24 protein-coding genes are annotated in these 24,071 nt (G+C 30.0%); 9 read left to right on the forward strand and 15 right to left on the reverse strand.

Annotated features, from left to right (window positions below; genetic code table 11):
- Nucleotides 1–7 precede the first annotated feature (7 nt).
- Nucleotides 8–1,255 carry a spore maturation protein gene (locus tag IPK18_02010; protein QQR98331.1) on the reverse strand — a complete coding sequence of 416 codons (1,248 nt, stop codon included), beginning with the start codon at nucleotides 1,253–1,255 and terminating at the stop codon, nucleotides 8–10.
- Nucleotides 1,256–1,338: 83 nt separating this feature from the next.
- Here IPK18_02010 and IPK18_02015 point away from each other — a divergent pair, with 83 nt between their 5' ends.
- Nucleotides 1,339–2,001, forward strand: coding sequence for a deoxynucleoside kinase (locus IPK18_02015; GenBank protein ID QQR98332.1), 663 nt, complete (start codon nucleotides 1,339–1,341; stop codon nucleotides 1,999–2,001).
- Between the two features lie 20 nt (nucleotides 2,002–2,021).
- On the opposite strand, the gene IPK18_02020 is transcribed toward IPK18_02015, so the two are convergent.
- From IPK18_02020 to IPK18_02045, 6 genes are all read right to left on the reverse strand, one after another.
- Complete coding sequence (locus IPK18_02020) at nucleotides 2,022–2,204, reverse strand: hypothetical protein (protein QQR98333.1); 183 nt, start codon at nucleotides 2,202–2,204, stop codon at nucleotides 2,022–2,024.
- A gap of 38 nt (nucleotides 2,205–2,242) precedes the next feature.
- Nucleotides 2,243–2,530, reverse strand: coding sequence for a hypothetical protein (locus IPK18_02025; GenBank protein QQR98334.1), 288 nt, complete (start codon nucleotides 2,528–2,530; stop codon nucleotides 2,243–2,245).
- 15 nt (nucleotides 2,531–2,545) lie between these two features.
- On the reverse strand, nucleotides 2,546–3,052 hold the full coding sequence (locus tag IPK18_02030; GenBank protein ID QQR98335.1) for a hypothetical protein: 507 nt from the start codon (nucleotides 3,050–3,052) through the stop codon (nucleotides 2,546–2,548).
- Nucleotides 3,053–3,133: 81 nt separating this feature from the next.
- The gene (locus tag IPK18_02035; protein QQR98336.1) at nucleotides 3,134–6,256 is read right to left on the reverse strand and encodes a gliding motility-associated C-terminal domain-containing protein; all 3,123 of its coding nucleotides are present in this window, start codon (nucleotides 6,254–6,256) and stop codon (nucleotides 3,134–3,136) included.
- A gap of 141 nt (nucleotides 6,257–6,397) precedes the next feature.
- A complete protein-coding gene (locus IPK18_02040; protein ID QQR98337.1) occupies nucleotides 6,398–6,838 on the reverse strand; it encodes a DMT family transporter in 441 nt (146 codons plus the stop codon).
- Nucleotides 6,808–7,245: an EamA family transporter gene (locus IPK18_02045; GenBank protein ID QQR98338.1), complete on the reverse strand. Its 438-nt coding sequence runs from the start codon at nucleotides 7,243–7,245 to the stop codon at nucleotides 6,808–6,810. Before IPK18_02045 ends, IPK18_02040 begins: the two co-directional genes overlap by 31 nt.
- Before the next feature lie 87 nt (nucleotides 7,246–7,332).
- On the opposite strand from IPK18_02045, the gene IPK18_02050 reads away from it, so the two are divergent.
- The 6 genes from IPK18_02050 to IPK18_02075 all read left to right on the forward strand — a co-directional run bounded on the left by IPK18_02050 (nucleotide 7,333) and on the right by IPK18_02075 (nucleotide 13,771).
- A complete protein-coding gene (locus tag IPK18_02050; GenBank protein ID QQR98339.1) occupies nucleotides 7,333–7,677 on the forward strand; it encodes a DUF962 domain-containing protein in 345 nt (114 codons plus the stop codon).
- 136 nt (nucleotides 7,678–7,813) lie between these two features.
- Complete coding sequence (locus IPK18_02055; protein ID QQR98340.1) at nucleotides 7,814–9,223, forward strand: Glu/Leu/Phe/Val dehydrogenase; 1,410 nt, start codon at nucleotides 7,814–7,816, stop codon at nucleotides 9,221–9,223.
- A gap of 98 nt (nucleotides 9,224–9,321) precedes the next feature.
- Complete coding sequence (gene nhaA, locus IPK18_02060) at nucleotides 9,322–10,650, forward strand: Na+/H+ antiporter NhaA (protein ID QQR98341.1); 1,329 nt, start codon at nucleotides 9,322–9,324, stop codon at nucleotides 10,648–10,650.
- Between the two features lie 91 nt (nucleotides 10,651–10,741).
- The gene (locus IPK18_02065; protein ID QQR98342.1) at nucleotides 10,742–11,803 is read left to right on the forward strand and encodes a branched-chain amino acid aminotransferase; all 1,062 of its coding nucleotides are present in this window, start codon (nucleotides 10,742–10,744) and stop codon (nucleotides 11,801–11,803) included.
- 12 nt (nucleotides 11,804–11,815) lie between these two features.
- Nucleotides 11,816–12,148: a HopJ type III effector protein gene (locus IPK18_02070; GenBank protein ID QQR98343.1), complete on the forward strand. Its 333-nt coding sequence runs from the start codon at nucleotides 11,816–11,818 to the stop codon at nucleotides 12,146–12,148.
- Nucleotides 12,149–12,235: 87 nt separating this feature from the next.
- Nucleotides 12,236–13,771 carry a YifB family Mg chelatase-like AAA ATPase gene (locus IPK18_02075; protein ID QQR98344.1) on the forward strand — a complete coding sequence of 512 codons (1,536 nt, stop codon included), beginning with the start codon at nucleotides 12,236–12,238 and terminating at the stop codon, nucleotides 13,769–13,771.
- A 146-nt stretch (nucleotides 13,772–13,917) separates the two neighbouring features.
- Here IPK18_02075 and IPK18_02080 read toward each other — a convergent pair whose 3' ends face one another.
- Both IPK18_02080 and IPK18_02085 read right to left on the reverse strand, forming a co-directional pair.
- A complete protein-coding gene (locus tag IPK18_02080; protein ID QQR98345.1) occupies nucleotides 13,918–14,223 on the reverse strand; it encodes a type II toxin-antitoxin system RelE/ParE family toxin in 306 nt (101 codons plus the stop codon).
- On the reverse strand, nucleotides 14,217–14,444 hold the full coding sequence (locus tag IPK18_02085; protein ID QQR98346.1) for a hypothetical protein: 228 nt from the start codon (nucleotides 14,442–14,444) through the stop codon (nucleotides 14,217–14,219). Before IPK18_02085 ends, IPK18_02080 begins: the two co-directional genes overlap by 7 nt.
- Before the next feature lie 549 nt (nucleotides 14,445–14,993).
- Between IPK18_02085 and IPK18_02090 the strand changes: the two genes are divergently transcribed.
- Together IPK18_02090 and IPK18_02095 are read left to right on the forward strand one after the other, a co-directional pair.
- The gene (locus IPK18_02090) at nucleotides 14,994–15,668 is read left to right on the forward strand and encodes a hypothetical protein (protein QQR98347.1); all 675 of its coding nucleotides are present in this window, start codon (nucleotides 14,994–14,996) and stop codon (nucleotides 15,666–15,668) included.
- A 40-nt stretch (nucleotides 15,669–15,708) separates the two neighbouring features.
- Complete coding sequence (locus tag IPK18_02095; GenBank protein ID QQR98348.1) at nucleotides 15,709–16,404, forward strand: hypothetical protein; 696 nt, start codon at nucleotides 15,709–15,711, stop codon at nucleotides 16,402–16,404.
- Nucleotides 16,405–16,456: 52 nt separating this feature from the next.
- Here IPK18_02095 and fumC read toward each other — a convergent pair whose 3' ends face one another.
- The 6 genes from fumC to nuoL are packed head-to-tail and all read right to left on the reverse strand — an operon-like array spanning nucleotide 16,457 to nucleotide 24,069.
- Nucleotides 16,457–17,857, reverse strand: a complete 1,401-nt coding sequence (gene fumC, locus IPK18_02100; GenBank protein QQR98349.1) for a class II fumarate hydratase — start codon at nucleotides 17,855–17,857, stop codon at nucleotides 16,457–16,459.
- 43 nt (nucleotides 17,858–17,900) lie between these two features.
- Nucleotides 17,901–18,515 (reverse strand): hypothetical protein, encoded by a 615-nt coding sequence (locus tag IPK18_02105; GenBank protein ID QQR98350.1) that lies wholly within the window; start codon nucleotides 18,513–18,515, stop codon nucleotides 17,901–17,903.
- 1 nt (nucleotide 18,516) lies between these two features.
- Entirely contained in the window at nucleotides 18,517–19,296 is a 780-nt protein-coding gene (locus IPK18_02110) for an enoyl-CoA hydratase/isomerase family protein (protein ID QQR98351.1), read from the reverse strand.
- A 1-nt stretch (nucleotide 19,297) separates the two neighbouring features.
- Nucleotides 19,298–20,674: an NADH-quinone oxidoreductase subunit N gene (locus IPK18_02115; GenBank protein QQR98352.1), complete on the reverse strand. Its 1,377-nt coding sequence runs from the start codon at nucleotides 20,672–20,674 to the stop codon at nucleotides 19,298–19,300.
- 6 nt (nucleotides 20,675–20,680) lie between these two features.
- Nucleotides 20,681–22,147, reverse strand: a complete 1,467-nt coding sequence (locus tag IPK18_02120; GenBank protein ID QQR98353.1) for an NADH-quinone oxidoreductase subunit M — start codon at nucleotides 22,145–22,147, stop codon at nucleotides 20,681–20,683.
- Nucleotides 22,148–22,152: 5 nt separating this feature from the next.
- Nucleotides 22,153–24,069, reverse strand: a complete 1,917-nt coding sequence (gene nuoL, locus IPK18_02125) for an NADH-quinone oxidoreductase subunit L (GenBank protein ID QQR98354.1) — start codon at nucleotides 24,067–24,069, stop codon at nucleotides 22,153–22,155.
- Nucleotides 24,070–24,071: the final 2 nt, after the last annotated feature.

Genomic DNA, 24,071 nt, shown 5'->3' on the forward strand with positions numbered 1-24,071 from the left:
AAAATCATCAGGCAAAGAATAAATATCCAACGATGATTGCACCAACCAAACCTACAATATCTGCAAATAAACCACAAGCTACTGCATATCTTGTATTTTTTATACCAACACTACCAAAGTACACAGCCAATACATAAAATGTAGTTTCTGTACTTCCTTGAATAATTGATGCTAATTTACCTTGAAAACTATCAACACCATAGGTAGTCATAACATCTACCATAAATGCACGTGCGCCACTTCCACTCAATGTTTTCATTAAGCCAACTGGCAATACTGGAACAAATCTATCATCCAAACCTATGCTTCTTACAACAAATCCAATTCCATCAGTAATGAAAGTAAGACAGCCAGCTGCATTAAACACAGAAATGGCAACCAAAATGGCAATTAAATAAGGTATTATTTGTACTGCTGTAGAAAATCCATCTTTTGCACCATCTATAAATGCTTCGTAGACATTTATTTTCCGTATTGCTCCAGACAAAATAATCAATACAATTATTGAAAAAATGATGATACTACCTATCAATGCTATTTTTTTACTCATTTCCTCAGCTGGATATTGTTTTAACCACATGTATGTGATAGTAATTAATGCTATAAATCCGCCTACAAAAAACAAGAATGGCAATTTGAATAAATTTATTTTTTGATATAATGCCACAGCTATCATACCTGATAAGAATGAAATAAATGTGCCTATCAAAGTTGGTAAAAAGATATCTGCTGCGTTGAAGCCTACTAAACCTTGTTCTAAAGCCATAGTTTGCCTAATTGCCATCACTGATGTTGGTATTAAAGTAATGCCTGCTGTATTTAGTACTAAAAACATTATCATTGCATTGCTTGCTGTATCTTTTTGTTGATTAAGTTCTTGCAAATCTTTCATGGCTTTTAGTCCTAGTGGTGTTGCAGCATTATCTAAGCCAAGCATATTTGCAGAAAAATTCATCATCATATTTCCATAGGCTGAATGCTCTTTGGGTACACTTGGAAATAGCATACTAAAAAATGGAGACAACAATCTAGAGAATGTAATAATCAATCCACTTCTTTCTGCAATTTTCATAATACCAAGCCAAAAAGACATTAATGCTGTTAGACCTAATGCTATTTCAAATCCAGTTTTTGTACTATCAAACATTTTTGTAGTAAGTGTAGAAAATATTTCTGCATCACCTAATAATAGTTTGATAATTGCTACTATAAATCCTACAACAAAGAATGCAATCCAAATATAATTCAACACCATCTTTACTTATTATTTATTAACACTAAAGTACTTATTTTTTTGATATATTGGCTAATATGAAAAATACTTATCTTTGACGCTGGATGTATAAATTTATTACAATAGAAGGTAATATTGGTGCTGGCAAAACCACATTGGCAAGTTTGCTTTCTGAAGAGTTTGGTGGTCAATTAATTTTAGAATCTTTCAATGATAATCCATATTTGAGTAAGTTTTATAATAATCCTGAAAAATATGCATTACAACTTGAGATGTCTTTTTTAATAGAAAGATATCAGCAATTGACTAAAATATTTTCTGAGCCAAATATCTTTTCTCAGTTTGTAATCACAGATTATATGATAAAAAAATGTTTGTTGTTTGCAAAAGTTAATCTAACTAAAGAAGAATTTAAACTTTATAATAATTTTTTTAATCTAATATATAAAAAACTACCTAAGCCAGAAATTATTTTTTATTTGCATTGCGATACTGAATCATTAATAAGAAATATAAAAAAGCGTGGTAGAGAATATGAGCAAACAATCTCTAAAGTATATTTGAATAAAATAGAACGTATGTATTTTGAATACTTTAGACAAAATCCTGAAAATAAATTTGTAATTGTAGATATAAATGGTGTAGATTGGATTAGCAATGTATTTGCCTATGAACAATTGAAATCTTTATTTTATAAAGAATATAAAATAGGCATGAACTTTGTAAAACTACACAACGAAAATATTTTGGAGTTGCCTCTTGATTAGAAACTAAAAAAATTAGTTCTTTATTTGTCTTTCATAGTAATTCTAATTCCTACTATATAAGTAATACAAGCAGAAACCAACAAAGCTACAAAACCACCAAATTGTGTATCTGTAAGTGGTGCATCTAATTTGAACATAATTGCAGAAATAACTACTGTTGGCACAATCCATGTGATTAATGGTAAAATATATTTCAATTTCATAGTATAGAATTTAATTAATAAATATAAGAATAATTTACTTAGTCTTCTTCTTCATCTAAGAATTCATTAAGTAAGCGTTCTTCTTCTACAATGTATTCTGAAATTAGACTTAAGATTTCTTTTTGCACATCATCAGTTGGTGTAGCATCTAACCATTTTATTTCTTTTATATCTAATAGAAATTGCTCTGGATTTTCATAATAATCATCAGATGGTTCGTATCTAACTAAAACTTTGGGTTCAGATAGTTTTATTACTGCGTATTCTTCTTGGCTTACTGTATTATTTTCTGCCCAATATAAGTCTTTAAATTTATTACTCATCATATATATTTATTTTTATTAATAAAAAACTGGTATTGAATAATATGTGTAGACTGGAATTCCATATTGTTTTGCAGGAATCCATCGTGGCATATCATTAAATATTTTTATGGTAAATGGTACACAAGCATCACAATCGCTATATACAATTTGTGGTGCTAAAACATCTCCTCTATCTGAAATTATAAACTTCACAATATTCAGCCCACTTACTTGTACTGAATCATTTTTGCTTGGCTTGTTTCTTTCTAAGTAATCAATTAATTGATACATACCACCTTCGTATTCTGCTTTTTGTTCCACATCATCAAATACTGGCATAGTATCATTTGGCAATACGTATTCATTCAATGTTTTTTCTTGCAATGTATTGTACCAAAGTGTAGTTAAAGAATCTACGATAATTTTCTCTTTTTTTAGTCTTGTACTTTTACTTACAGAAAGATTGAATAGTGGATCATTAAATTGAGCATATGTTTGCAAAACAAATATTTGTAAGAAGAATAGTATTATATATTTTTTCATATTGTATTTTTATGCATTAGGCTCATATAAAAATATGAGCCTAATTTTTTGTATTTTAATTCTTTCTATTCTTCTAAAATATTACTCCATTAAAGTAACATTACCTTTAATTTCTTGTTTTTCGCCATTTAAGTAACTTACTTTTATGTAATATCCATATGCTTCCACTTGTTGTTTTTTGCCTTTATAAGTTCCGTCCCAACCTAAAGTTTTATTATCTGGAACGATATTACCTGTTTCAAATAATTTATTTCCCCATCTATCATAAATAACAAGTAAGTCAATTCTTACATTTTTAGCATTTCCTCTTACATAGAAAATATCATTCATGCCATCGCCATTTGGTGTAAATGCATTAGGCACCCAAATCTCATTTTTGCAATTTATACCTACATTAATAGAATCTGTGTTTGAACAGCCATTTCCATCAGTTACTTTAACAAAATAAACGCCATCTTCTTCTATAGTAATGCTATTGCTTGTTTCTAGTGTACTCCATACAACTGATGCATATTCTGTTTCGCCAATACTTAATATGATTGGCTCTGTACATAAAGCAGTATCCTTACCTAAACTTACAGTTGGTAATTGATTTTGTGTAATTGTAACGTTACTTTGTTCTTGACCACATTGATTACTTACAGTTGCTGTGTATGTTCCTGCTTCTGTTACTGTAATACTTGTACCAGTTTGACCTGTACTCCATGTTGCGCTTTCGCCAGTACTTGTTGTTAATACTCTAGAAAATACACCACAATATGTTGTATCATCTCCAAGTGTAAATGCAGATGGTGCATCTAATACATCTATAAATCTGCTATCAGTTGCTGTACAACCATCTAAAGTAACAACTACGCTATATGTACCTTCTGTTGACACATCTATTGTTGCTGTTTCAGCTTCTGTATTCCATTCATAAGTTGCATCTGGATATGTTGCATCTAATGTTATGCTTGCACCATTACATATTGTTGTATCTGCTCTTAAATCTACAGTTGGAACTGTTTTTTGAGAAATTGTAACTCTACTTTGTTGCTCTCCACATTGGTTACTTACAGTTGCTGAATATGTTCCTGCTTCTGTTATTGTAATACTTGTACCTGTTTCAGTTGTACTCCATGTTGCACTTTCGCCAGTACTTATTGTTAATACTCTAGAAAATGCACCACAATAAGCTGTATCATTCCCTAAATTGAATGCAGATGGCGCATCTAAAACATCTATAAACTTACTATCAGTAGCTGTGCAACCATCTAAAGTAACAACTACACTATATGTACCTTCTGTTGATACGTTTATTGTTGCTGTTTCCGCACCAGTATTCCACTCATATGTTGCTCCAGAGTTTGTTGCATCTAATGTTATAGTTGCACCATTACATATTGTTGTATCTGCTCTTAAATCTACAGTTGGAACAATTTTTTGTGTAATAATTATTGTATCACTTACAGTACCACAAGTATTGGTAACTGATGCTATGTATGTACCAATTTGTGTTGCTGAAATTGTTGATACATCTGTACCTACATTATTTCCATTTAATGTCCAAGTTGCATTTTGTCCTGCATTTAATACTTTGCTAAATGTACCACACACAGAAGTATCATTACCTAGGTTTGGTTTTGTAGGTAAGTTATTTGATGTTATCACAAGTGTATCACTTACAGTACCACATGTGTTAGTTACTGTTGCAATGTATGTACCTACTTGTGTTGCTGTGAATGTTGGTACATTAGTACCTACATTTGAACCATTTCTTGTCCAGTTTGCAGCTTGTCCTGCACTTAAAACTTTGCTAAATGTACCACACACTGAAGTATCTAATCCTAAGTTTGGTTTTGTAGGTGCTTTTGTAATGATTACTTTAACCTGTATAGTTTTTGTACATCCTTTGTCTGTCGCAGTAATATCATATGTAACACTATCTAAAGTTGCATTTCCAGATAACGTTAATGTTTGATTGATTAAATCTCCACTTCCTGCTGCTTCTCCACTTGTGTTTGTTCCATTTGCAGTTGTCCATGTAAAAGTTGCATTTGGATCTGTACTTGTAATTGAAATATCTGTTTGCTCTCCAGAGCAAATGTTAATTCTAGAATTAGAGTTTGTACTCACATCAACACATGAATAATAGAAGTTCACATTATTTGAAATTACTTGTCCAGTTGTTGTTGTTGGTTTTACTACTGCTTTTATATATGTAGTATCATTACACACTGATGCTGGAATTTTATAGGTAAATTTATAAGTTTGTATTAAAGAATCTGCTACAACACCATTACATCTATTTGATGCGTTATTTTGTATACCACCGTTGGCAACTGATGCTGTATCTGAACCATTTTTTTGACGTATTACATAATTTCCATCACCATCATTTTCATTAGCTGGCGTATATACAAGTAGTCCACATCTATCATATATTAATGTATCTGAACAACCTCTATTTACAATTCTTGTTAGTCTATATTTTTCTGATGCTGTTGCATTTGCATTACACGAGTTTGCAACTGCATTATTAACGAAAGCGCCACTAGATCTAAAACAACTATTCTGAATAATATAAACAGGAACACCTAGTTGACAAAATGAACTAAAGTTGTAAGGAAAAGATGTTCCATTACCTGTTAGAACAACAACAATTGCGCCACCTGGAATTGAATCATTTGCTCCAGCAAATATTAAATTTGATGGGTTACAAAACCCTGTTCTCAAACTGTCTAAATACGTTTGTCTGAATGTTGTAGCAAAAGAGCAAGAACCTAAGTTTATATCTCCGTTTCCTGTTCCTGAACTATTTGGTAAATCTACACCTAGATTAGATACTCTAAATCCATTGCCAGATGAAATAATCATATATTCATGGTCTTGTTCTCTCAATGGTGGTTCATTACATGCATCTATAAAAATGCCTAATATAGTTGGACAACTATTTGCCAAAAAATTTGTTGAAGAACTGTTATTAATATTTATAACGCCTATACTATCTCCTTGATTAGAATAAGGATTAAATGTGCTATCTGAATTTTTATAAAAAACAATCTGAGAATTATTTGGAATTGCTGTCGTATTTACATTAAAACTAACAGAATCATTTCCTGTAGAGCAAATTGTTTGAGTAGCTGGGCTAAGTGTAATTGTTGAATTTGCAAAAAGAAATAAAATACCAAAAATTAAAATAATAGGAAGTGTAATTTTTCTCATAAAACAGAATATATATATTTATTGCATAAAGATACAATAGATTTTTACAAAAAAACCATGTTAGTTTGAATTTTATTTGTATGTTTTATGCATATAATTACAAAAATGTTTATAAGTATTTATAAAATCTACGTTTAAAATCTATGCAAAATACCTTTTTAAGATTGGATGAAGAAAAATTATCAAAAAGATAATACTACTACCTATATAAAACGGCACGCTTAGTTCCTTGTTTTCGTTAAAAAATATTGCTGCAAGTATAATTCCATATACTGGTTCTAAATTATTTATAAGATTAGTTGCAAATGCTGAACTATTTTTTAGTGCAATTAGATATAAAATATAGGGCAAAATGGTACACAATACTACAAGAACAATTAAATAGACGATATCTATTGTGGTAGGAAAAACAAAACTTTCTGGAAAATAATAAATATACAAAGGCAATAAAATAGATAAAAACAATGCTCCAACTGTCAGTTGCAACCAAATTGTAGCTAATGCTGGTACGTGCTGTGTATATTTTTTGTTGTATGATGTAAAAAGCGCTGCTAATAATCCGCAATTAATCCAAAAATCCAACCTAGTACATAACCTGCTGGAATTGCTTTATTAATAAGAAAAATTCCTGGTATAATCATCAAACCTAAAGAAACTTCTAATTTATTAAATTTAGTTTTACTTATAATTGGCTCTAAGAATGATGTAAATAAAGATGTAGTTGCTAAAGCACATAGCGCAACTGATACATTAGCAAATTTTATTGAACCATAAAAAAATACCCAATGCAATGCTACTAAAACACCTATAAATCCTACTTGAGCTATATTTTTTCTACGAACTTGTTTTAAATCTCTATATAATTTTGGTACAAACAATAAAATAATTGCTACCATACTCATTCTATACCAAACCAACATAAATTCTCTTAACTCAATTAATCTACCTAAGATTGCAGTAATGCCCCAAAGCAAAACAGCAATGTGCATATATAAAGTAGATTTTGTTTTTATGTTCAAGTGGAAAAAATATTTTAAAAATTTGGCAAAAATAGTTTAATTTTCAGAAAAAATATCATGGAAAAAAGATATCAAACACTTAAAGAATTTTATCCATATTACCTTACTGAGCATTCTGATGCTACTTGTAGAGTGTTGCATTATATTGGCACCAGTTTAGTAATTGGCATGCTAATATTTGCCATTGTAAGTCCAGCTTGGTGGAAATTTGCATTATTACCAATACTTGGCTACGGATTTGCTTGGCTTGGACATTTTAAGTTTGAGAAAAATAAACCTGCAACCTTTCAATATCCACTTTACAGTTTATCGTCAGATTTTATTATGCTATATCATTTTCTTACAGGACAAATCGATGTTAAATTAATAGAAGCGAAACAAATTATTGCTCAACAAAAATAAATTTCATGAACGTATTATTATTATCAAATGGAAAACTAATTACAGTATTTGTTGTTGTTTTCATAATACTCATTGGATTGATAACTTTTTTATTTTCCATTGATAGAAAACTTACCAAAATAGAAAAAGAAATAAAATGAATATAGGTAACAAATTCTACCAAAATATTGAATATTTTGTAGATGAAGCTGCGAAGTTCACTAAGTTTGATAGTGGACTGATTCAACAAATTAAAGCATGTAATGCCATCTATAAAATACATTTTCCTGTCAAAATAAAAGGCAAGATACAGGTAATTGAAGCATATAGAGTACAACATAGTCAGCATCAATTGCCAACCAAAGGTGGAATTAGGTATAGTGAAATGGTAGACCAAGATGAGGTAATGGCACTTGCTGCACTCATGACTTACAAATGTGCCGTTGTAAATGTACCATTTGGTGGCGCCAAAGGTGGCATAAAAATTAATCCAAAAAACTATACAGAAGAAGAATTAGAAAAAATTACTCGAAGATATACCTTTGAATTAATCAAAAAAGGATTTATTGGACCAGCATTAGATGTACCAGCACCAGACTATGGCACGAGTGAAAGAGAAATGAGTTGGATTGTAGATACCTATATGCAATTTAATTCAAATCAAATTGATGCTTTAGGTTGTGTAACTGGAAAGCCAATTTCTCATGGTGGCGTACATGGAAGATCAGAAGCAACAGGAAGAGGAATTTTTTATGGCTTACAACAAGTATGTTCGTTCGCTGATGATATGAAAAAAATTGGGTTAGGTACAGGCATAGAAGGAAAAACTATTATAGTTCAAGGGTTTGGGAATGTTGGCTATCATGCTGCAAAAGTATTATATGAAAATGGCGCTATCATTACTGGAATTGCAGAGTATGAAGGTGCATTATACAATCCAAAAGGAATAGACATCAATGATTTAAAACAATATCAATTAGCTAACAAAACCATAAGAAACTATCCAAAAGCAAAATTCATCAAAAATAATAGTGCTATTTTAGAATTAGAATGTGACATTCTAGTTCCAGATGCATTAGAAAATCAAATTACAATAGAAAATGCATCTAAAATAAAAGCAAAGATAATTGCAGAAGGCGCAAATGGTCCAATTACACCAAATGCTGAAAAAATATTAAATCAAAATAAAGTATTGATAATTCCTGATATGTACTTGAATGCTGGTGGTGTTACTGTATCATATTTTGAGTGGGTAAAAAACTTATCGAGATTAGATTTTGGTAGATTAGATAACAGATTCCAACAAGCATCATTCAATCAAATTATAGATTTAATTGAAAAAAATACAGGAAAGAAGATCAGCCATGCTGAAAGAGAAAAACTACATGGTGCAAATGAATTGGACTTAGTAAGATCAGGATTAGAAGACACCATGATAAGTTCATATAATGCTTTAAGAGAAATTAAACAATCAAATAAAAAGATTCCTACACTTAGAATGGCTGCATACGTTTCTGCGCTAGATAAAATAGGAAAAAAATATATGGAGATGGGCGTATTTCCATAGTTAATTTTATTGCTCATCTTTTCATTTAAACTAAACTTAAGGTAACTACTGTAGCAAAATGGCTACATATAGTTATATTTATACTAAAATAAATAGATATGATGATACAGAAACCAATAGACAAATGGGTTGTAGAGCCAGTAAGTAAATTTATGAGTAATTCTATTGCAAGTGGATTAGTATTATTTTTAGCAGCAATAGTCGCAATAGTCATATCAAACACATCATTAGCACATGCATTTCACAGTATTTTTGAGCACCATTTCGTCATTGCTTATGATAGTTTCAAATTAGATTACAACCTACATCATTGGATAAATGATGGCTTGATGTCAATCTTCTTTTTTGTGGTTGGCTTAGAACTAAAACGTGAAATGATTGCAGGTGAATTGTCAAAACCAAAACAAGCTATGCTTCCAATATTTGCAGCAATTGGCGGAATGATTGTTCCAGGTGCAATATATTATTTTATCAATTCACATTCTACCACAGAAAGTGCAAATGGTTGGGGAATTCCAATGGCAACAGATATTGCATTTGCATTAGGTGTTTTATATCTTTTGGGTGATAAAGTTCCAAATTCTATTAAAGTATTTCTTACAGCATTAGCCATTATTGATGATTTAGGTGCAGTATTAGTTATCGCATTTTTCTATACGTCAGATATCTCTTTAATAAACTTATTAGTAGGTGGAATTTTTCTTGGTATAATGTACTTGGGCAATAGAATAGGCATCAGAAACACATTATTTTATGGTATTCTAGGCATTGGTGGTGTTTGGTTAGCATTTCTCACATCGGGTGTACATTCAACAATAGCTGCTGTTTTGGTTGCCTTCGTTATTCCAGTTGATGTAAAAATAAAAGAAAAAGAATACATCAATAAGATGAAAGAACTTATTAATGATTTTGACAATTGCACACCAAGTACCGTAACAACTATAACAGATGACCAACAAAAAGTATTAATGGAAATTGAAAAATATACAAATGCTGCAATTACACCATTACAAAGAATTGAGCATCTATTGCACCCAACTGTTGCGTTTGTAATTATGCCAATTTTTGCATTAGCAAATGCTGGCGTTACATTTTCTGGTGAGTTAAGTGCTACATTACATTCTCCAGTTACCATTGGCGTATTTTTAGGATTATTAATTGGAAAATGTGTTGGCGTATTTGGTACAATATTTATTCTTACAAAATTAAAGATAGTTTCTGTTCCAACCAATGCAACATATACACAAATGCTTGGCGTTTCATTCTTAGCAGGTATTGGCTTTACAATGTCATTATTTGTAACTACTTTAGCATTCAAAGAAATGCACTATCAAGTAGAATCAAAAATAGGCATCTTAACAGCATCAACAATTGCTGGAATTATAGGCTATACTATTCTTAGATTTAGTTCTAAAAAAACAGCATAGAATATTATTTTATATTAAAAAACAGATAATTATAAATTATTCTCACAAATATCAAATCGAATTTAACTAATTTGCATTAAAAAATAACTGTATGTCAAAACTCAATATCAATATAATTAAAAACACAGAAAGTAAAATAAAAGATATAGATTTTAATGATATCAAATTTGGAAGAACTTTCTCAGACCATATGTTTATTGCCGAATATTATGATGGCAAATGGCAAACTGCAACCATAAAACCTTATGGAAATATAGAAATCAGTCCTGCGTGCAATGTCTTTCATTATGGACAAGCAATTTTTGAAGGCATGAAAGCATTTTACAAAGCTGATAACTCAGGCATTGTATTATTTAGACCAGAAAAAAATGTAGAAAGACTAAACTATTCTGCAAGTCGTATGTCTATGCCAGAAGTGCCGAAAGAACTATTTTTAGAAGCATTAGAACAATTAATTAATTTAGACAAAGCATTTGTACCAAACGTACCAAACTCTGCATTATACATAAGACCATTCTTAATTGGAACAGAACCTTTTATTGGTGTAAAAACATCAGATAGATATTTGTTTATTATTTTAACTGGACCAGTTGGTGCATATTATGGCGAAGCAATCTCTGTATATGTACATGAAAAATACATAAGAGCAGCAAAAGGTGGATATGGTGATGCAAAAGCAGCAGGCAACTACGCAGGTTCATTATATCCAGTAGAATTGGCAAGAAAAGAAGGTTATAAAGATGTATTATGGTTAGATGGTGAGCATAAAAAATATGTTCAAGAAGTAGGAACTATGAATATATTCTTTGTAATTGGCAATAAGATAATTACACCAATGCTTGATGGTTCTATACTTTCTGGCGTAACTCGAGATAGTATTATTACACTTGCTAAAGAAAATGGCTATGAAGTAGAAGAAAAATTAGTAGATATTCAAGAAATAATTGATGCACATAATGATGGTACCTTAAAAGAAATTTTTGGTACAGGCACAGCAGTGGTTGTAAACGAAGTTAATAGAATAGGATATCAAGGCAAAGATTATCTTTTAGATGGAAATACATTTGTAATTTCTAAAAAACTAAAACAACAATTAGTAGATATCCAAAAAGGAATAAGTGCTGATAAATTTAATTGGGTAAAAGAAGTCTAAAATCCAACCATTATGCTGCTTGATAAAATACAAACATCAATCGATACCATACAATTTGATGAAGTCATTAGTTTTATTGACCAACATTATGATTTTACGCCAACAAAATTCATTAATGGAAAAAATATAAATGAAATCAATCAGAACAATGGTTCATGCAAGATTTTCTATTTTGCAAAAATACATAATCTAAGCAATGAACAAACATTACAACTATTTGGAGATTATTATAGAAAAGATGTATTAGAACATCCTGAAAAAGAAGACCACCAAAACATTAGAAATTTCATACAATTTGGCTGGAATGGCATTTCTTTTGATGGTGTTGCACTATCCAAAAGATAAAAAAGTAATTTATTTTCTATTTTTTTCAAAAAAATTTATGGAAAATCAAAGTTTTTACGTCTTTATTAGGCAAAAACACAATTATATATGTTAGTAAAAACTTTTGGAAGTGCTGTTTTCGGTGTAGATGCTACCACTATTACTGTTGAAGTAAATGTTTGTTCGGGAAAAGATTATTATTTAGTAGGCTTACCAGATTCTGCTGTAAAAGAAAGCCTTTCAAGAATTGAAAGTGCTTTAAGATACAACAAATACAATATGCCAAGAATAAAGATTATTATTAATCTTTCTCCTGCAAATATCAGAAAGGAAGGCTCTGCATACGATTTGCCAATTGCTATTGGTATTCTAGCTGCTTCAGAACAGATTTCTAACGAAAAACTCTCACAGTACATCATTATGGGCGAACTTTCTCTTGATGGGAAAGTTCAGCCCATAAAAGGTGCGCTGCCAATTGCAATTCAAGCAAAAAATGAAGGATTTAAAGGCATTATTCTACCAAAACAAAACGCACGCGAAGCTGCTATCGTTAGCAACCTAGAAGTATATGGTGTAGAAACACTAAGTGAAGTTGTAGAATTTATTGAAAATAAAATTACAATAGAACCAACAGTAGTTCAAACAAGGGATGATTTTTTTGCAAATCTTAATTCAATAGAATTTGATTTCTCAGATGTAAAAGGACAAGAAAATATAAAACGTGCTTTAGAAATTGCAGCTGCAGGCGGACATAATGTTATTCTGATTGGTCCACCAGGCGCAGGAAAAACTATGCTTGCAAAAAGATTGCCTACTATCCTACCACCACTTTCATTGCACGAAGCATTAGAAACAACAAAAATACATTCGGTTGCTGGCAGATTAAAAGCAAATTCAACATTATTATACGAAAGGCCATTTCGTTCGCCACACCACACTGTATCTGATGTTGCACTTGTTGGAGGTGGTGTAAATCCTCAACCTGGAGAAATTTCATTAGCACATAATGGTGTTTTATTTTTAGATGAATTACCAGAATTTAAACGCACAGTTTTGGAAGTAATGCGACAACCTATGGAAGAACGAAAAGTAAATATTTCAAGAGCAAAATTCAGCATAGATTATCCAGCAAACTTTATGCTTGTAGCAAGTATGAATCCATGTCCGTGTGGTTATTACAATCATCCTGAAAAAGAATGCAGTTGTGCGCCAGGTGTGGTTCACAAATATTTGAATAAAATATCTGGTCCACTTTTAGATAGAATTGATTTGCATGTAGAAGTAACACCTGTAAATATTAATGAACTCACATCTATCAAAAAAGGCGAAAATAGTCAGGAAATTAGAAAACGTGTAATTGAAGCAAGAATAATACAAGCAAATAGATATGCTGGAACCAATGTGCATTGCAATGCACAGATGAGCACTAAGCAAACTAGAACCTTGTGTGCAATAAACCAACATGCACAACAGATATTAAATTTAGCTATGAATAAATTGGGTTTATCAGCAAGAGCATATGAGCGAATTTTGAGAGTAGCACGTACCATTGCAGACTTAGCAAAATCAGAAAATATAGAAGTAGAGCACATTGCCGAAGCGATACATTTCAGAAGTTTAGATAGAGAAAACTGGGCAGCATAAAATATTATTTTTTTATTTTGACAGAGCAGGTGACGCTACGCTATAACACCTGCCAATGTGCGAGTTTTTATTCTTTTATATTTTTAAACAAAAAAACTAACTTTCATAAGCCTTGATTTTATTATTCTTTTTCAGTCTTTATTAGTCTAATATTCTAATGGTTCTTGGTCTGTACTTCTTACTCGTAAAATTCGGATTTTAGATTTGTAAATTCTAAATACTATTCTATATCTATATAATTCAAAATATCTATAGCTTCCATTATTATCATTCTTATATTTATCTAGTCCAAACCTTTCTGGATTTATATCTAATTTTTCTGTTGCTTCTATTATTTCATTTATTACTTTCTTTGCGTTTTGTGCTGATTCCTTTTCTATGTATTTGTATATTTTCTTTACTTCTTTTCTTGCAGTAGCATTCCAAAGTACCTCGTATTGCTGTTCTACCATTGCCTTATTTCTTCTTTAAATTCCGCATGTGTTACATAATTTCCTTCTTCGTATTCTTTTTCCGATGCTTCTATTTCTTTGTTGTATTGTTCAATACTAATTCGTATTGGTTCTGATTTTAAATGTATAAAAGATTTTATTACACTTAATAAAGTTTTCTTTTCTTCTTTGCCTAATAATGGTAAATAATCTATTATTTGTTTATCTATTATTTGTGCCATGTTGTTGTATTTTATATCCAAATTTAATGTTTTTATTGCTTAATGGTTGTTAATTTTTATTTATCCTGTAAGCAACAAATTTCTCTAATTCTCATTCATCTAATTTAATATTTATTTTTATACAAAAAACCAAACACTTTTAGCATAAACACTGTAAAGCTTGCTGTGTATCATATAAAAGCTAAAACACCAGTATTTACATTAAATTTTTGATTTCGAGACCTAAATTTTTACGTCTCAATACCTAAAAGTTTAAGTTACTAACCTAAATCTTTGATCTTTTAACCTAAAAATCTACGGTTTTTAAGATAAAACAGCCATTATACAACAATAAAGAATTACTTACCATAAATACCACAAGTGGCATATAAAATAGCGTAGCATTCTGTCAAAATCAAGCAAACAGTTCATAAATCTTGTTTAAGGCAAGAATAACAAAAAGAAAAAAATAAATAATTAATTGGTCTCATATACATTCTCCACAAGGTGTTAATGTCTAAATCTTGGTATGTATTTTGTTTAATGTACATTTATACAAAATAATTTATCATGAAATACATTTTTACGTTGTGTTTGATTTCCTTTTCATTTTTTATGTTTGCACAAGAAGATATTGAAATTGAAACTATTGATTTACAAAAACAAAAAAAAGATTATACATATAATCAACAGAATAATGTTGAGCAAAAGAAGCTAGATACACTAAGAACTTATAATGTTGATTTGTATGAAACTAGCACACCTTTTGGCATTAAATATACTGTAAATGGAAAAGAAATTACCAAACAGAAATATTTAGAATATAGAAAATATTGGAACACTGTAGATGCATGTCAACCATGTTTGTTACACACTTACGATGCTGATGATAACTTGATGTATAAAGCATATCAATATGAAAATTGTTTGTGTGGTGAGTATAAATCTTTTTATAAAGATGGAAGTAAAAAAGTTGAAGGTAATTTTATGAGTAATACTTCTGGTAATTGGGAGAATTATAAAAACGAGCAATTTTGCAATAGAAAAGTTGGCGAATGGAAATATTTTTTACCTAATGGAAATGTAGAAAAAATAGAAGAATATCAAAATGGTGTTTTGGTTAAAACTATTAAAGGAAAACCAGATATGATTCCCGCTGTAAAATTAGACGATGACAATAACAGTGATGATGACAATAGCAAAAAGAAGAAAAATATATTTCAGAAATTAAAAACTAAAGAATAACTTTTTCTATAATTAAATAAGTTCATTCAAATAGAATTACTTGAAGAAGATACAAGCAATAGCATTATTATTTTTAGTATATACTGCTTCATTTGGGCAAAGCTCATATAAAAATCAAATACCAAAAAACTGGAAAATTATTTCTACTATTGAAGGTGACTTAAACAAAGATGCCATAGCAGATTTAGTTTTAATTATCGAAGATACCAATCCAGATAATTATATTCTGAATGATGGATTTGGAGAAGATACATTAAATATTAATGCAAGAGGAATTTTAGTTTTCTTTAAGGATAATAAAAACAATTATACTTTAATCGAAAAAAATCTAAATGGATTTATTCTAAGTCAAAATAGTGAAGAAAGTCCATGTTTGGCAGATCCTTTGATGTGGAATGGCGATGTATCTATTTCAAAAAATATATTAATTATACATTTTAATTATTGGCTAAGTTGTGGTTCTTGGTATGTAAATGATGCAACGTATAAATTTAGATTTCAACACAATACTTTTGAATTAATAGGTTTCGACCATTCAGAATTTCATAGAGCTTCTGGCGAAGAATCGAGTACTAGTATCAACTATTCTACAAAGAAAATGGAAAACACAACAGGATTAAATATGTTTGAAGAAAGCAAACCAGTAACTACTAGAAAGACTTTCAACATCAATAAACTGTACCAACTAAAAGAATGTACAGATGAAACATATTTTGAAATATTAGATATAAAATAAAGAATCCTATACATTTTGTATAGGATTCCTATTTCAATACAATATTGTAGTTTTATTTTAAGCCACCAATCATATCTTCTGGTTTTACCCATTCGTCAAATTGTTTTGCTGTAACATAGCCTAATTTTACTGCCATTTCTTTTAATGTAGTATTTTCTTTATGTGCTTTTTGTGCAATCTCTGCTGATTTATAATAGCCAATTTTTGTGTTTAATGCTGTTACTAACATCAAGCTATTATCTAAATTTTTCTTGATATTAGCATGTAATGGTTCAATACCTACTGCACATTTATCATTAAATGAAACACAAACATCACCAATTAATCTTGCACTATGTAAGAAATTATAAATCATCATTGGTTTAAAAACATTTAATTCAAAATGACCTGTTGCACCACCAATATTTATCGCAACATCGTTACCTAATACTTGCGCTGCAACCATAGTCATAGCTTCGCATTGCGTAGGATTTACTTTTCCTGGCATAATAGAAGAACCTGGCTCATTGTCAGGAATATGAATTTCGCCGATACCACAACGTGTTCCAGATGATAACATTCTAATGTCGTTGCCAATTTTCATCATAGATACAGCAACAGTTTTTAATGCACCATGTGCTTCAACAATTGCATCGTGTGCAGCTAATGATTCGAATTTATTGTGTGCAGTAATAAATGGCAAACCAGTAAGTGTTGCAATTTCTTTCGCTACATTTTTTGCATATCCTTTTGGCGTATTTATTCCAGTACCAACTGCTGTTCCACCTAATGCTAACTCAGATAAATGCTCTAATGTATTTTCAATAGCTTTAATTCCATGGTCTAATTGTGATACATAACCAGAAAACTCTTGTCCTAATGTTAATGGCGTTGCATCCATAAAATGCGTACGACCAATTTTTACAACTTTAGCAAACTCTTTAGATTTTTTTGCTAATGTTGCTCTTAGTTTTTTAATTCCAGGAATAGTTTGTTCTATTAAAATTTTATAGGCAGCAATATGCATTGCCGTTGGAAAAGTATCATTAGATGATTGAGATTTATTTACATCATCATTTGGATTGATTAATTTCTTTTCGTCTGTTAATTGTCCACCTAATAAAACATGACCACGATAAGCTATTACTTCATTCACATTCGTGTTAGATTGTGTACCAGAACCAGTTTGCCAAACTACCAATGGAAATTGGTCGTTTAGCTTGCCTTCTAGAATTTCATCGCATACCTTACCTATCGTTTCACATTTTTGTTTATCTAACACTTTTGCTTTATAGTTGGTAATAGCTGCTGCCTTTTTCAAATAAGCAAATGCCTGAATAATTTCTTTCGGCATTTTATTAATGTCTTGAGCAATTTGGAAATTCTCGATAGAACGTTGCGTTTGCGCACCATAATATGCATCAATTGGCACGTTTACTTTTCCCATTGTGTCTTTTTCAATTCTGTATTTCATTGTTTAAGTATTAAGTATTGAGAAATAAATATTATATATATTTTTATCCAGCATATAAAACTTGATCAAATTTTAGTTGCTTATTTTTATTGAATTTAAAACTATAAATGGCAGCACTTTCAAATGCTTCTTCATTATCATCTGTTGGTGGATATGTAGCATTTACTGATAACTGAATAGTCTTTTTTGCATCATCTATTGAAACATAAACTGAATAATCAGTATTTTCTTTGGCAACATGAAATACTTTTGAAACAGCCATTTTGTTTTGTTTCAACTCATCCAATGAAATTTCAGTTAATGCATTAATTACATTTTTATCAAATATATTTTTGATATTTTTTTCAAAATCATTTTCTAATATAATATTACCATCAATTTTATTTGAACTAGTAAAATTCAATACATCTTCTATTCCTTTGGCTTGATCATCAGTTAAAGGAAAATCAAAAAATACTATAATTTGTTTAGGATTCTGTGAAATTATAGCTAATCTTAATTGATTAAATTGACTTACCAAATCAATATTTTCATCAATATTATTTGATAAAATTGAATCATCTTTTATTTGAGCTTCATTATTTATATTTCCCGACTGATTAGATTTACAGTTAATAAAAAATCCAATTATTAAAAGAATTATAAATAATTTATTCATTTTATTTTCCTTTAAATTCTGGTTTGCGTTTTTCTAAGAATGCTTGTACGCCTTCTTTTACGTCTTCAGTATTAAAAATTGCTCCAAATGCATTTACTTCTGCATCGTAGCCATTTTGTGTTTTATCGTAATATGCATTGATGCATTGTATTGCTTTTGCAATTGCTACTGGTCCTTTTGTTGATGATTTTTGTATAATAGATTTTGCTTTTTCTATCGCAGCATTTTTATCTTGTTCTACATAGTTTACCAAGCCCCAATTTAATGCTGTATTGGCATCTATCATATCTGCTGTAAGGTGCAATTCAATTGAACGTGCTTTGCCTATATAATTGGTTAATCTTTGTGTTCCACCATATCCTGCAATAATACCTAAATTTACTTCTGGTTGTCCAAACTTAGCATTTGGTGTAGCAACTCTAATATGACATGACATACTTAGTTCGCAACCTCCACCCAATGCAAAGCCATTTACAACAGCAATTACTGGCACATTCATATTTTCTATTTCAAAAAATATATCTTGTCCTCTTCTTGCTAATGCTTTAGCTTGTTGTTCATCTAATCCTTGAAATTCTGCAATATCTGCACCAGCAACAAATGCCTTCTCTCCTGCCCCAACTAGAATTATGCCACATATATCTTCTTGCTTAGCTTGTTCAATAGCACTTTTCAAATCTGTCATTAAACCTTGGCTTAATGCGTTTAATTTTTCAGGTCTATTTAGTGTTATTGTTAGAATTCTATTGTCAATCTCAAACAATATATTTTCGTATGCCATATTATGTATATTTTATAATTATATTTGAAAATACTCCTAATAATATTATACTTAGATTAAGTAGAATTAGAAATATTTTAGATAAAATGCTTAGTTGTATTTTTTCTGGGTTTGTTTCTGTATCGCTATTCTGAACACTAGAAATAATTAGTTTGAAGTAATAATATACTGCAACTAATGAACCAAAAATGGCTAATAAAGCTATTGAAATATTCTTTACTGAGAATATTTGTATCAATACATTATATTTTGCAATAAAGCCTGCAAGTGGTGGAATTCCTGCCATTGAAAGCATACTTAGAACAAGTGTAAATGTAAGCAACCCATTTCTTTGTATTAATCCTTTATAATCTGAAATAGTTGCTAATTTTAATTTATTCATTTCTATTACAACCCAAAATAATGCAATACCTGAAAGTGCATATGATGCCATGTAATATAATGTAGCATTTGTAGTTTGTTTATTTACGACACTTATTGCTAAAAACATAAATCCTGCGTGGCTAATACCTGAATATGCAAGCATTCTTTTTACATTAGATTGTCCAACTGCTAATAGATTGCCAAAAACAACTGAAAGAACTCCTAAAAGTAATACGATATCTTTGAATACTGGACTTATCATGCCAAATGCCATTACAAATAGTCTAAAGAATGCTGCAATAGCTGCAACTTTTACAACCGTAGACATATAAGCTGTAATTTGTGTTGGTGTACCTGAATATACATCTGGTGCCCAAAAATGGAATGGTATTACTGCTACTTTAAATGCTAATGCAAATAATATTAGCAATACACCAATCATATATAACTGTACATTCAATTTTGGACTCATAGTACTCATTACAATTTGTCTGATATCGAATGTAGCTGTAGAACCATATATAAATGCAATACCTAGCAATAGAAAACTACTAGCGAATGCACCCATAATTAGATATTTGTATGCTGCCTCGTTTGAATAAATATTTTTACGATTAGAACCAGCAAGAATATACATTGGAATAGAAAGTATTTCTACACCTAGAAACATCATTGTAAAATTAATATATGTACTCAAGATATATGCTCCTGCTAAAGAAAACATAATTAGTGTAGTAAAATCAGGTATTATTTTTTCATTCTGCTTAAATTCTTCTAAATTCATAGCAAACCAGCAGAGTGTTGTAAAGCACAGAATTATTGTAATGATGAGTGCTGAATTGTCTACAAAAAGCATATCATAAACATTCTCAGGATTATTAAAATCAAACAAACAAACAACAATACATGCTATTAGTCCGAGCATAATGATTGGCAAAATTAATTTTCTTAGATTAATAATTTCTAATATTAATGATGCTACGCCTAATCCTGATAGTATTAATAACTCTTTCACTGTATTTTATTTTAAAACACTTTGCACATGTTCTATTAATTTAATTAGTTCTTGTTCTGAAACATTAAGGATTAAATTAGGAAAAATGCCAAAAACAATAATTAGTAATGACATAGTACTTAGTATAAATTTCTCAGAAAAATTTAATGGTTTAAAATTAGTTGTTGTTTCATTAGCAACACCATGCATCATTTTATGATATGCTCTTAGCATGTATGTGACTCCAAAAATTACTGAAAGTCCAGCAACACCAGACAACACATAATTGTATTGGAATATACTATCTAACAATAAAAATTCTCCAACAAATGCATTGGTTAGTGGCATTGCAACATTTGCCAATAAAACTATTAAAAACAATACTGCAAATAAATTATTTTGTGAACGTATTCCTTTTAGCAATTTAAAATCATCCGTATTTGTTCTTTTTTGTATAATATCATAAGTATAAAAAATTGCAACGACATTAATTCCGTGTGCCAACATTTGTACCATTGCACCTTGTAAACCTTGTAGATTGTATGTAAATATACCTGCAGCAATTAAACCAACATGCGACATAGATGCATAAGCTAATAATCGTTTATATTTTTTTTGTACTAATGCTAAACATGCACCATAAATTGTACTAATAACAGCTATTAAAACAAGATAGAATGATAGATATTTCCATGCAAATGGTGCTATTGGAATCAACCAATATAATAATGCAAATGTTCCCATTTTCAACATGATACCAGAGAGCATCATAGTTCCTTGTGTTGGTGCATTCACATATGTATCTGGTTGCCAAGTGTGAAATGGAAATATTGGAATTTTAATTGCAAATGCTATATAAAATGCTAAGAATATGATTATTTGTTGCTGTAAGTTAAATTGTGAAGCAACTAGATATACATTATTAATATTTAAGTTATTGATTTTACCATTTGTAGCAATATAGATAATTGCTAACAACATTAGTAAACTACCAAACAACGTATAAATAAAGAATTTGAATGTAATTTTTTGTCTTCCTTCTGCGCCAAATAGCAATGCAATAAAATAAATTGGAATTAAAGTTAACTCCCAAAATACATAAAATACAAATAGATTTTGTGCTAAGAAAACGCCTATTAATGCTGCCTGCATGCACAATGCTAATACGTAGAATTTCTTATCTGCATAGAATGTTTTTTGTTCATCAACGGAGAAGAAAATAAATGGAAATAACAAATTTGTTAGTGTAACTAATAGAATATTGATTCCATTAAATTGTAAAAAGAAATTTGCGCCAATATTTGGCAACCATTCTGTATGCCATTTCAGCAAGCTAGAAGTAGCATCAAGTTTGAAAGTGTAAAAAACGTAAACATTTATGAATAATACAACTAATGAACTTGCAAGTGCCAACCATTTACTCATATTTTTTCCTGCAATCATTATTAATGAAGAAAAAACTAAAGGCAATATTAATAGTAAGATTGTTAGCATTTGTATTACTTCAGATTGTAAATTAAAAAATAGAATTTATAAATAATAAATATTACCATTGCCAGTACCATAACAATAATATATTTACTTGTAGCTCCAGATTGTGTAATTTTTAGTGCATTTCCAAGTCTTATAATAATGTCTGCAACTGAATTTATGAATCCATTTATGCCTAATTTTTCTACAAATTTTTGCATTAATCTAGAAAAACTAAAAATTGGTTTTACAATAAATATTTGGTACAATTCGTCTACATAAAATTTATTATAAATAACTTCTTTAGCTAAAGGCATTGGATCTTCATCAGACAATGGTACTCTTTGTTTGGTAACAAATAAATGTCTAGCAAAGAAAATCACAATCAATATAAGAACTGTTGTCACAGCCATTAACATCATCTCAGTATTCAAATTAATGTGTAGATGTTTTGGGTGAATGCTATGTTCTAAGAAATGATCTAGAAAATTTGGAATTCCTAATGCTTTTCCTAATTCATGTGGAAATCCAATTAATCCAGAAAATATTGATAAGAATGCTAATTTAATCAATGGTAATGTCATAGAAATTGGAGATTCATGAAGATGATGTTTTTGATCTTCAGTGCCTCTAAACTTCCCTTGAAAAGTAAGAAAATATAATCTAAACATATAAAAACTTGTCATTAATGATGCTACAAGTCCTAATACAAATAATATTTTGTTGCTATCATAGACACTAGCTAACATTTGATCTTTTGAGAAGAAACCAGCTAATGGTGGAATTCCTGAAATGGCGATTGTACCAATTAAAAATGTGATATGTGTTATTGGCATTCCACTTTTCAATCCACCCATTTTTCTAATATCTTGTTCTCCACCCATGCCGTGAATAACGCTACCTGCGCCTAAAAACAACAATGCTTTGAAGAATGCGTGTGTTACTACGTGAAATGCACCAGCTGTGTATGCGCCTACACCTAATGCTAAAAATATTAAGCCTAATTGACTTACAGTAGAATATGCTAATACTTTTTTTATGTCATTTTGTTGCATTGCAATAATTGCTGCTAACAATGATGTGGCAACGCCAATAATTGCTATAAAATTTGAAGTAAATATTGCTGAAGAAAAAAGCACATTACATCTAGCTATTAAATAAATACCTGCGGTAACCATTGTTGCTGCATGAATTAATGCAGAAACTGGTGTTGGTCCTGCCATTGCATCTGGAAGCCATGTATACAATGGTATTTGTGCAGATTTGCCCATTGCACCAATAAATAGTAATAATGTAATTGCTGTAATTAGTGGTCCATTTTGTAAGATTTCATTCGTATTGGTAAAAATATCTGTGAAATTTAATGAACCAAATACGCCAAATGTAAGGAAGATACCTAATAAGAAACCAAGGTCTCCAATTCTATTCATAATAAATGCCTTGTTGGCAGCTTTACTATATTCTTGATTTTTGTACCAAAATCCAATTAACAAATAGGAACATAAACCAACGCCTTCCCAACCAACAAACATTAATAGTAAGTTGTTTGCTAAGACAAGTATTAGCATGAAAAATACAAATAGATTTAGGTATGAAAAGAATCTTGCATAGTCTTCTTCATCATGCATATAGCCAACTGAATATAGATGAATTAAGCTACCTACGCCTGTGATAACACATAAAAATATACTTGTAAGTGGATCTACTAAAAATGCAAATGACACTTTGAAATTGACTACTGTAATCCAATCGAATAGATTGATTTGTACTGTATGTTGGTTTTGTATTTGAGTAAAGAGAATAATGAATGATATGAAAAATGCAATAATTACACTTCCTACTGCAATTGAACTAATTACAATTTTAGGTACTTTTTTTCCTAACAATGCAATTATCAGAAAGCTAATAAGTGGAAATAATGGTATAAAAATCGCTAATTGATCCATTC

This window comes from Sphingobacteriales bacterium, assembly GCA_016699615.1.
In the GTDB taxonomy this organism is placed as follows: domain Bacteria; phylum Bacteroidota; class Bacteroidia; order Chitinophagales; family JADIYW01; genus JADJSS01.

Bases quoted from the DNA above. Each gene is read 5' to 3' on its own strand.
- IPK18_02030 (QQR98335.1), bottom strand. From the start codon at position 3,052: ATGAAAAAATATATAATACTATTCTTCTTACAAATATTTGTTTTGCAA.
- IPK18_02065 (QQR98342.1), top strand. From the start codon at position 10,742: ATGTCAAAACTCAATATCAATATAATTAAAAACACAGAAAGTAAAATA.
- IPK18_02070 (QQR98343.1), top strand. From the start codon at position 11,816: ATGCTGCTTGATAAAATACAAACATCAATCGATACCATACAATTTGAT.
- IPK18_02105 (QQR98350.1), bottom strand. From the start codon at position 18,515: ATGAATAAATTATTTATAATTCTTTTAATAATTGGATTTTTTATTAAC.
- IPK18_02010 (QQR98331.1), bottom strand. From the start codon at position 1,255: ATGGTGTTGAATTATATTTGGATTGCATTCTTTGTTGTAGGATTTATA.
- fumC (QQR98349.1), bottom strand. From the start codon at position 17,857: ATGAAATACAGAATTGAAAAAGACACAATGGGAAAAGTAAACGTGCCA.
- IPK18_02080 (QQR98345.1), bottom strand. From the start codon at position 14,223: ATGGTAGAACAGCAATACGAGGTACTTTGGAATGCTACTGCAAGAAAA.
- IPK18_02020 (QQR98333.1), bottom strand. From the start codon at position 2,204: ATGAAATTGAAATATATTTTACCATTAATCACATGGATTGTGCCAACA.
- IPK18_02085 (QQR98346.1), bottom strand. From the start codon at position 14,444: ATGGCACAAATAATAGATAAACAAATAATAGATTATTTACCATTATTA.
- nhaA (QQR98341.1), top strand. From the start codon at position 9,322: ATGATGATACAGAAACCAATAGACAAATGGGTTGTAGAGCCAGTAAGT.
- IPK18_02120 (QQR98353.1), bottom strand. From the start codon at position 22,147: ATGCTAACAATCTTACTATTAATATTGCCTTTAGTTTTTTCTTCATTA.
- IPK18_02025 (QQR98334.1), bottom strand. From the start codon at position 2,530: ATGATGAGTAATAAATTTAAAGACTTATATTGGGCAGAAAATAATACA.
- nuoL (QQR98354.1), bottom strand. From the start codon at position 24,069: ATGGATCAATTAGCGATTTTTATACCATTATTTCCACTTATTAGCTTT.
- IPK18_02055 (QQR98340.1), top strand. From the start codon at position 7,814: ATGAATATAGGTAACAAATTCTACCAAAATATTGAATATTTTGTAGAT.
- IPK18_02075 (QQR98344.1), top strand. From the start codon at position 12,236: ATGTTAGTAAAAACTTTTGGAAGTGCTGTTTTCGGTGTAGATGCTACC.
- IPK18_02050 (QQR98339.1), top strand. From the start codon at position 7,333: ATGGAAAAAAGATATCAAACACTTAAAGAATTTTATCCATATTACCTT.
- IPK18_02110 (QQR98351.1), bottom strand. From the start codon at position 19,296: ATGGCATACGAAAATATATTGTTTGAGATTGACAATAGAATTCTAACA.
- IPK18_02090 (QQR98347.1), top strand. From the start codon at position 14,994: ATGAAATACATTTTTACGTTGTGTTTGATTTCCTTTTCATTTTTTATG.
- IPK18_02035 (QQR98336.1), bottom strand. From the start codon at position 6,256: ATGAGAAAAATTACACTTCCTATTATTTTAATTTTTGGTATTTTATTT.
- IPK18_02015 (QQR98332.1), top strand. From the start codon at position 1,339: ATGTATAAATTTATTACAATAGAAGGTAATATTGGTGCTGGCAAAACC.
- IPK18_02045 (QQR98338.1), bottom strand. From the start codon at position 7,245: ATGCACATTGCTGTTTTGCTTTGGGGCATTACTGCAATCTTAGGTAGA.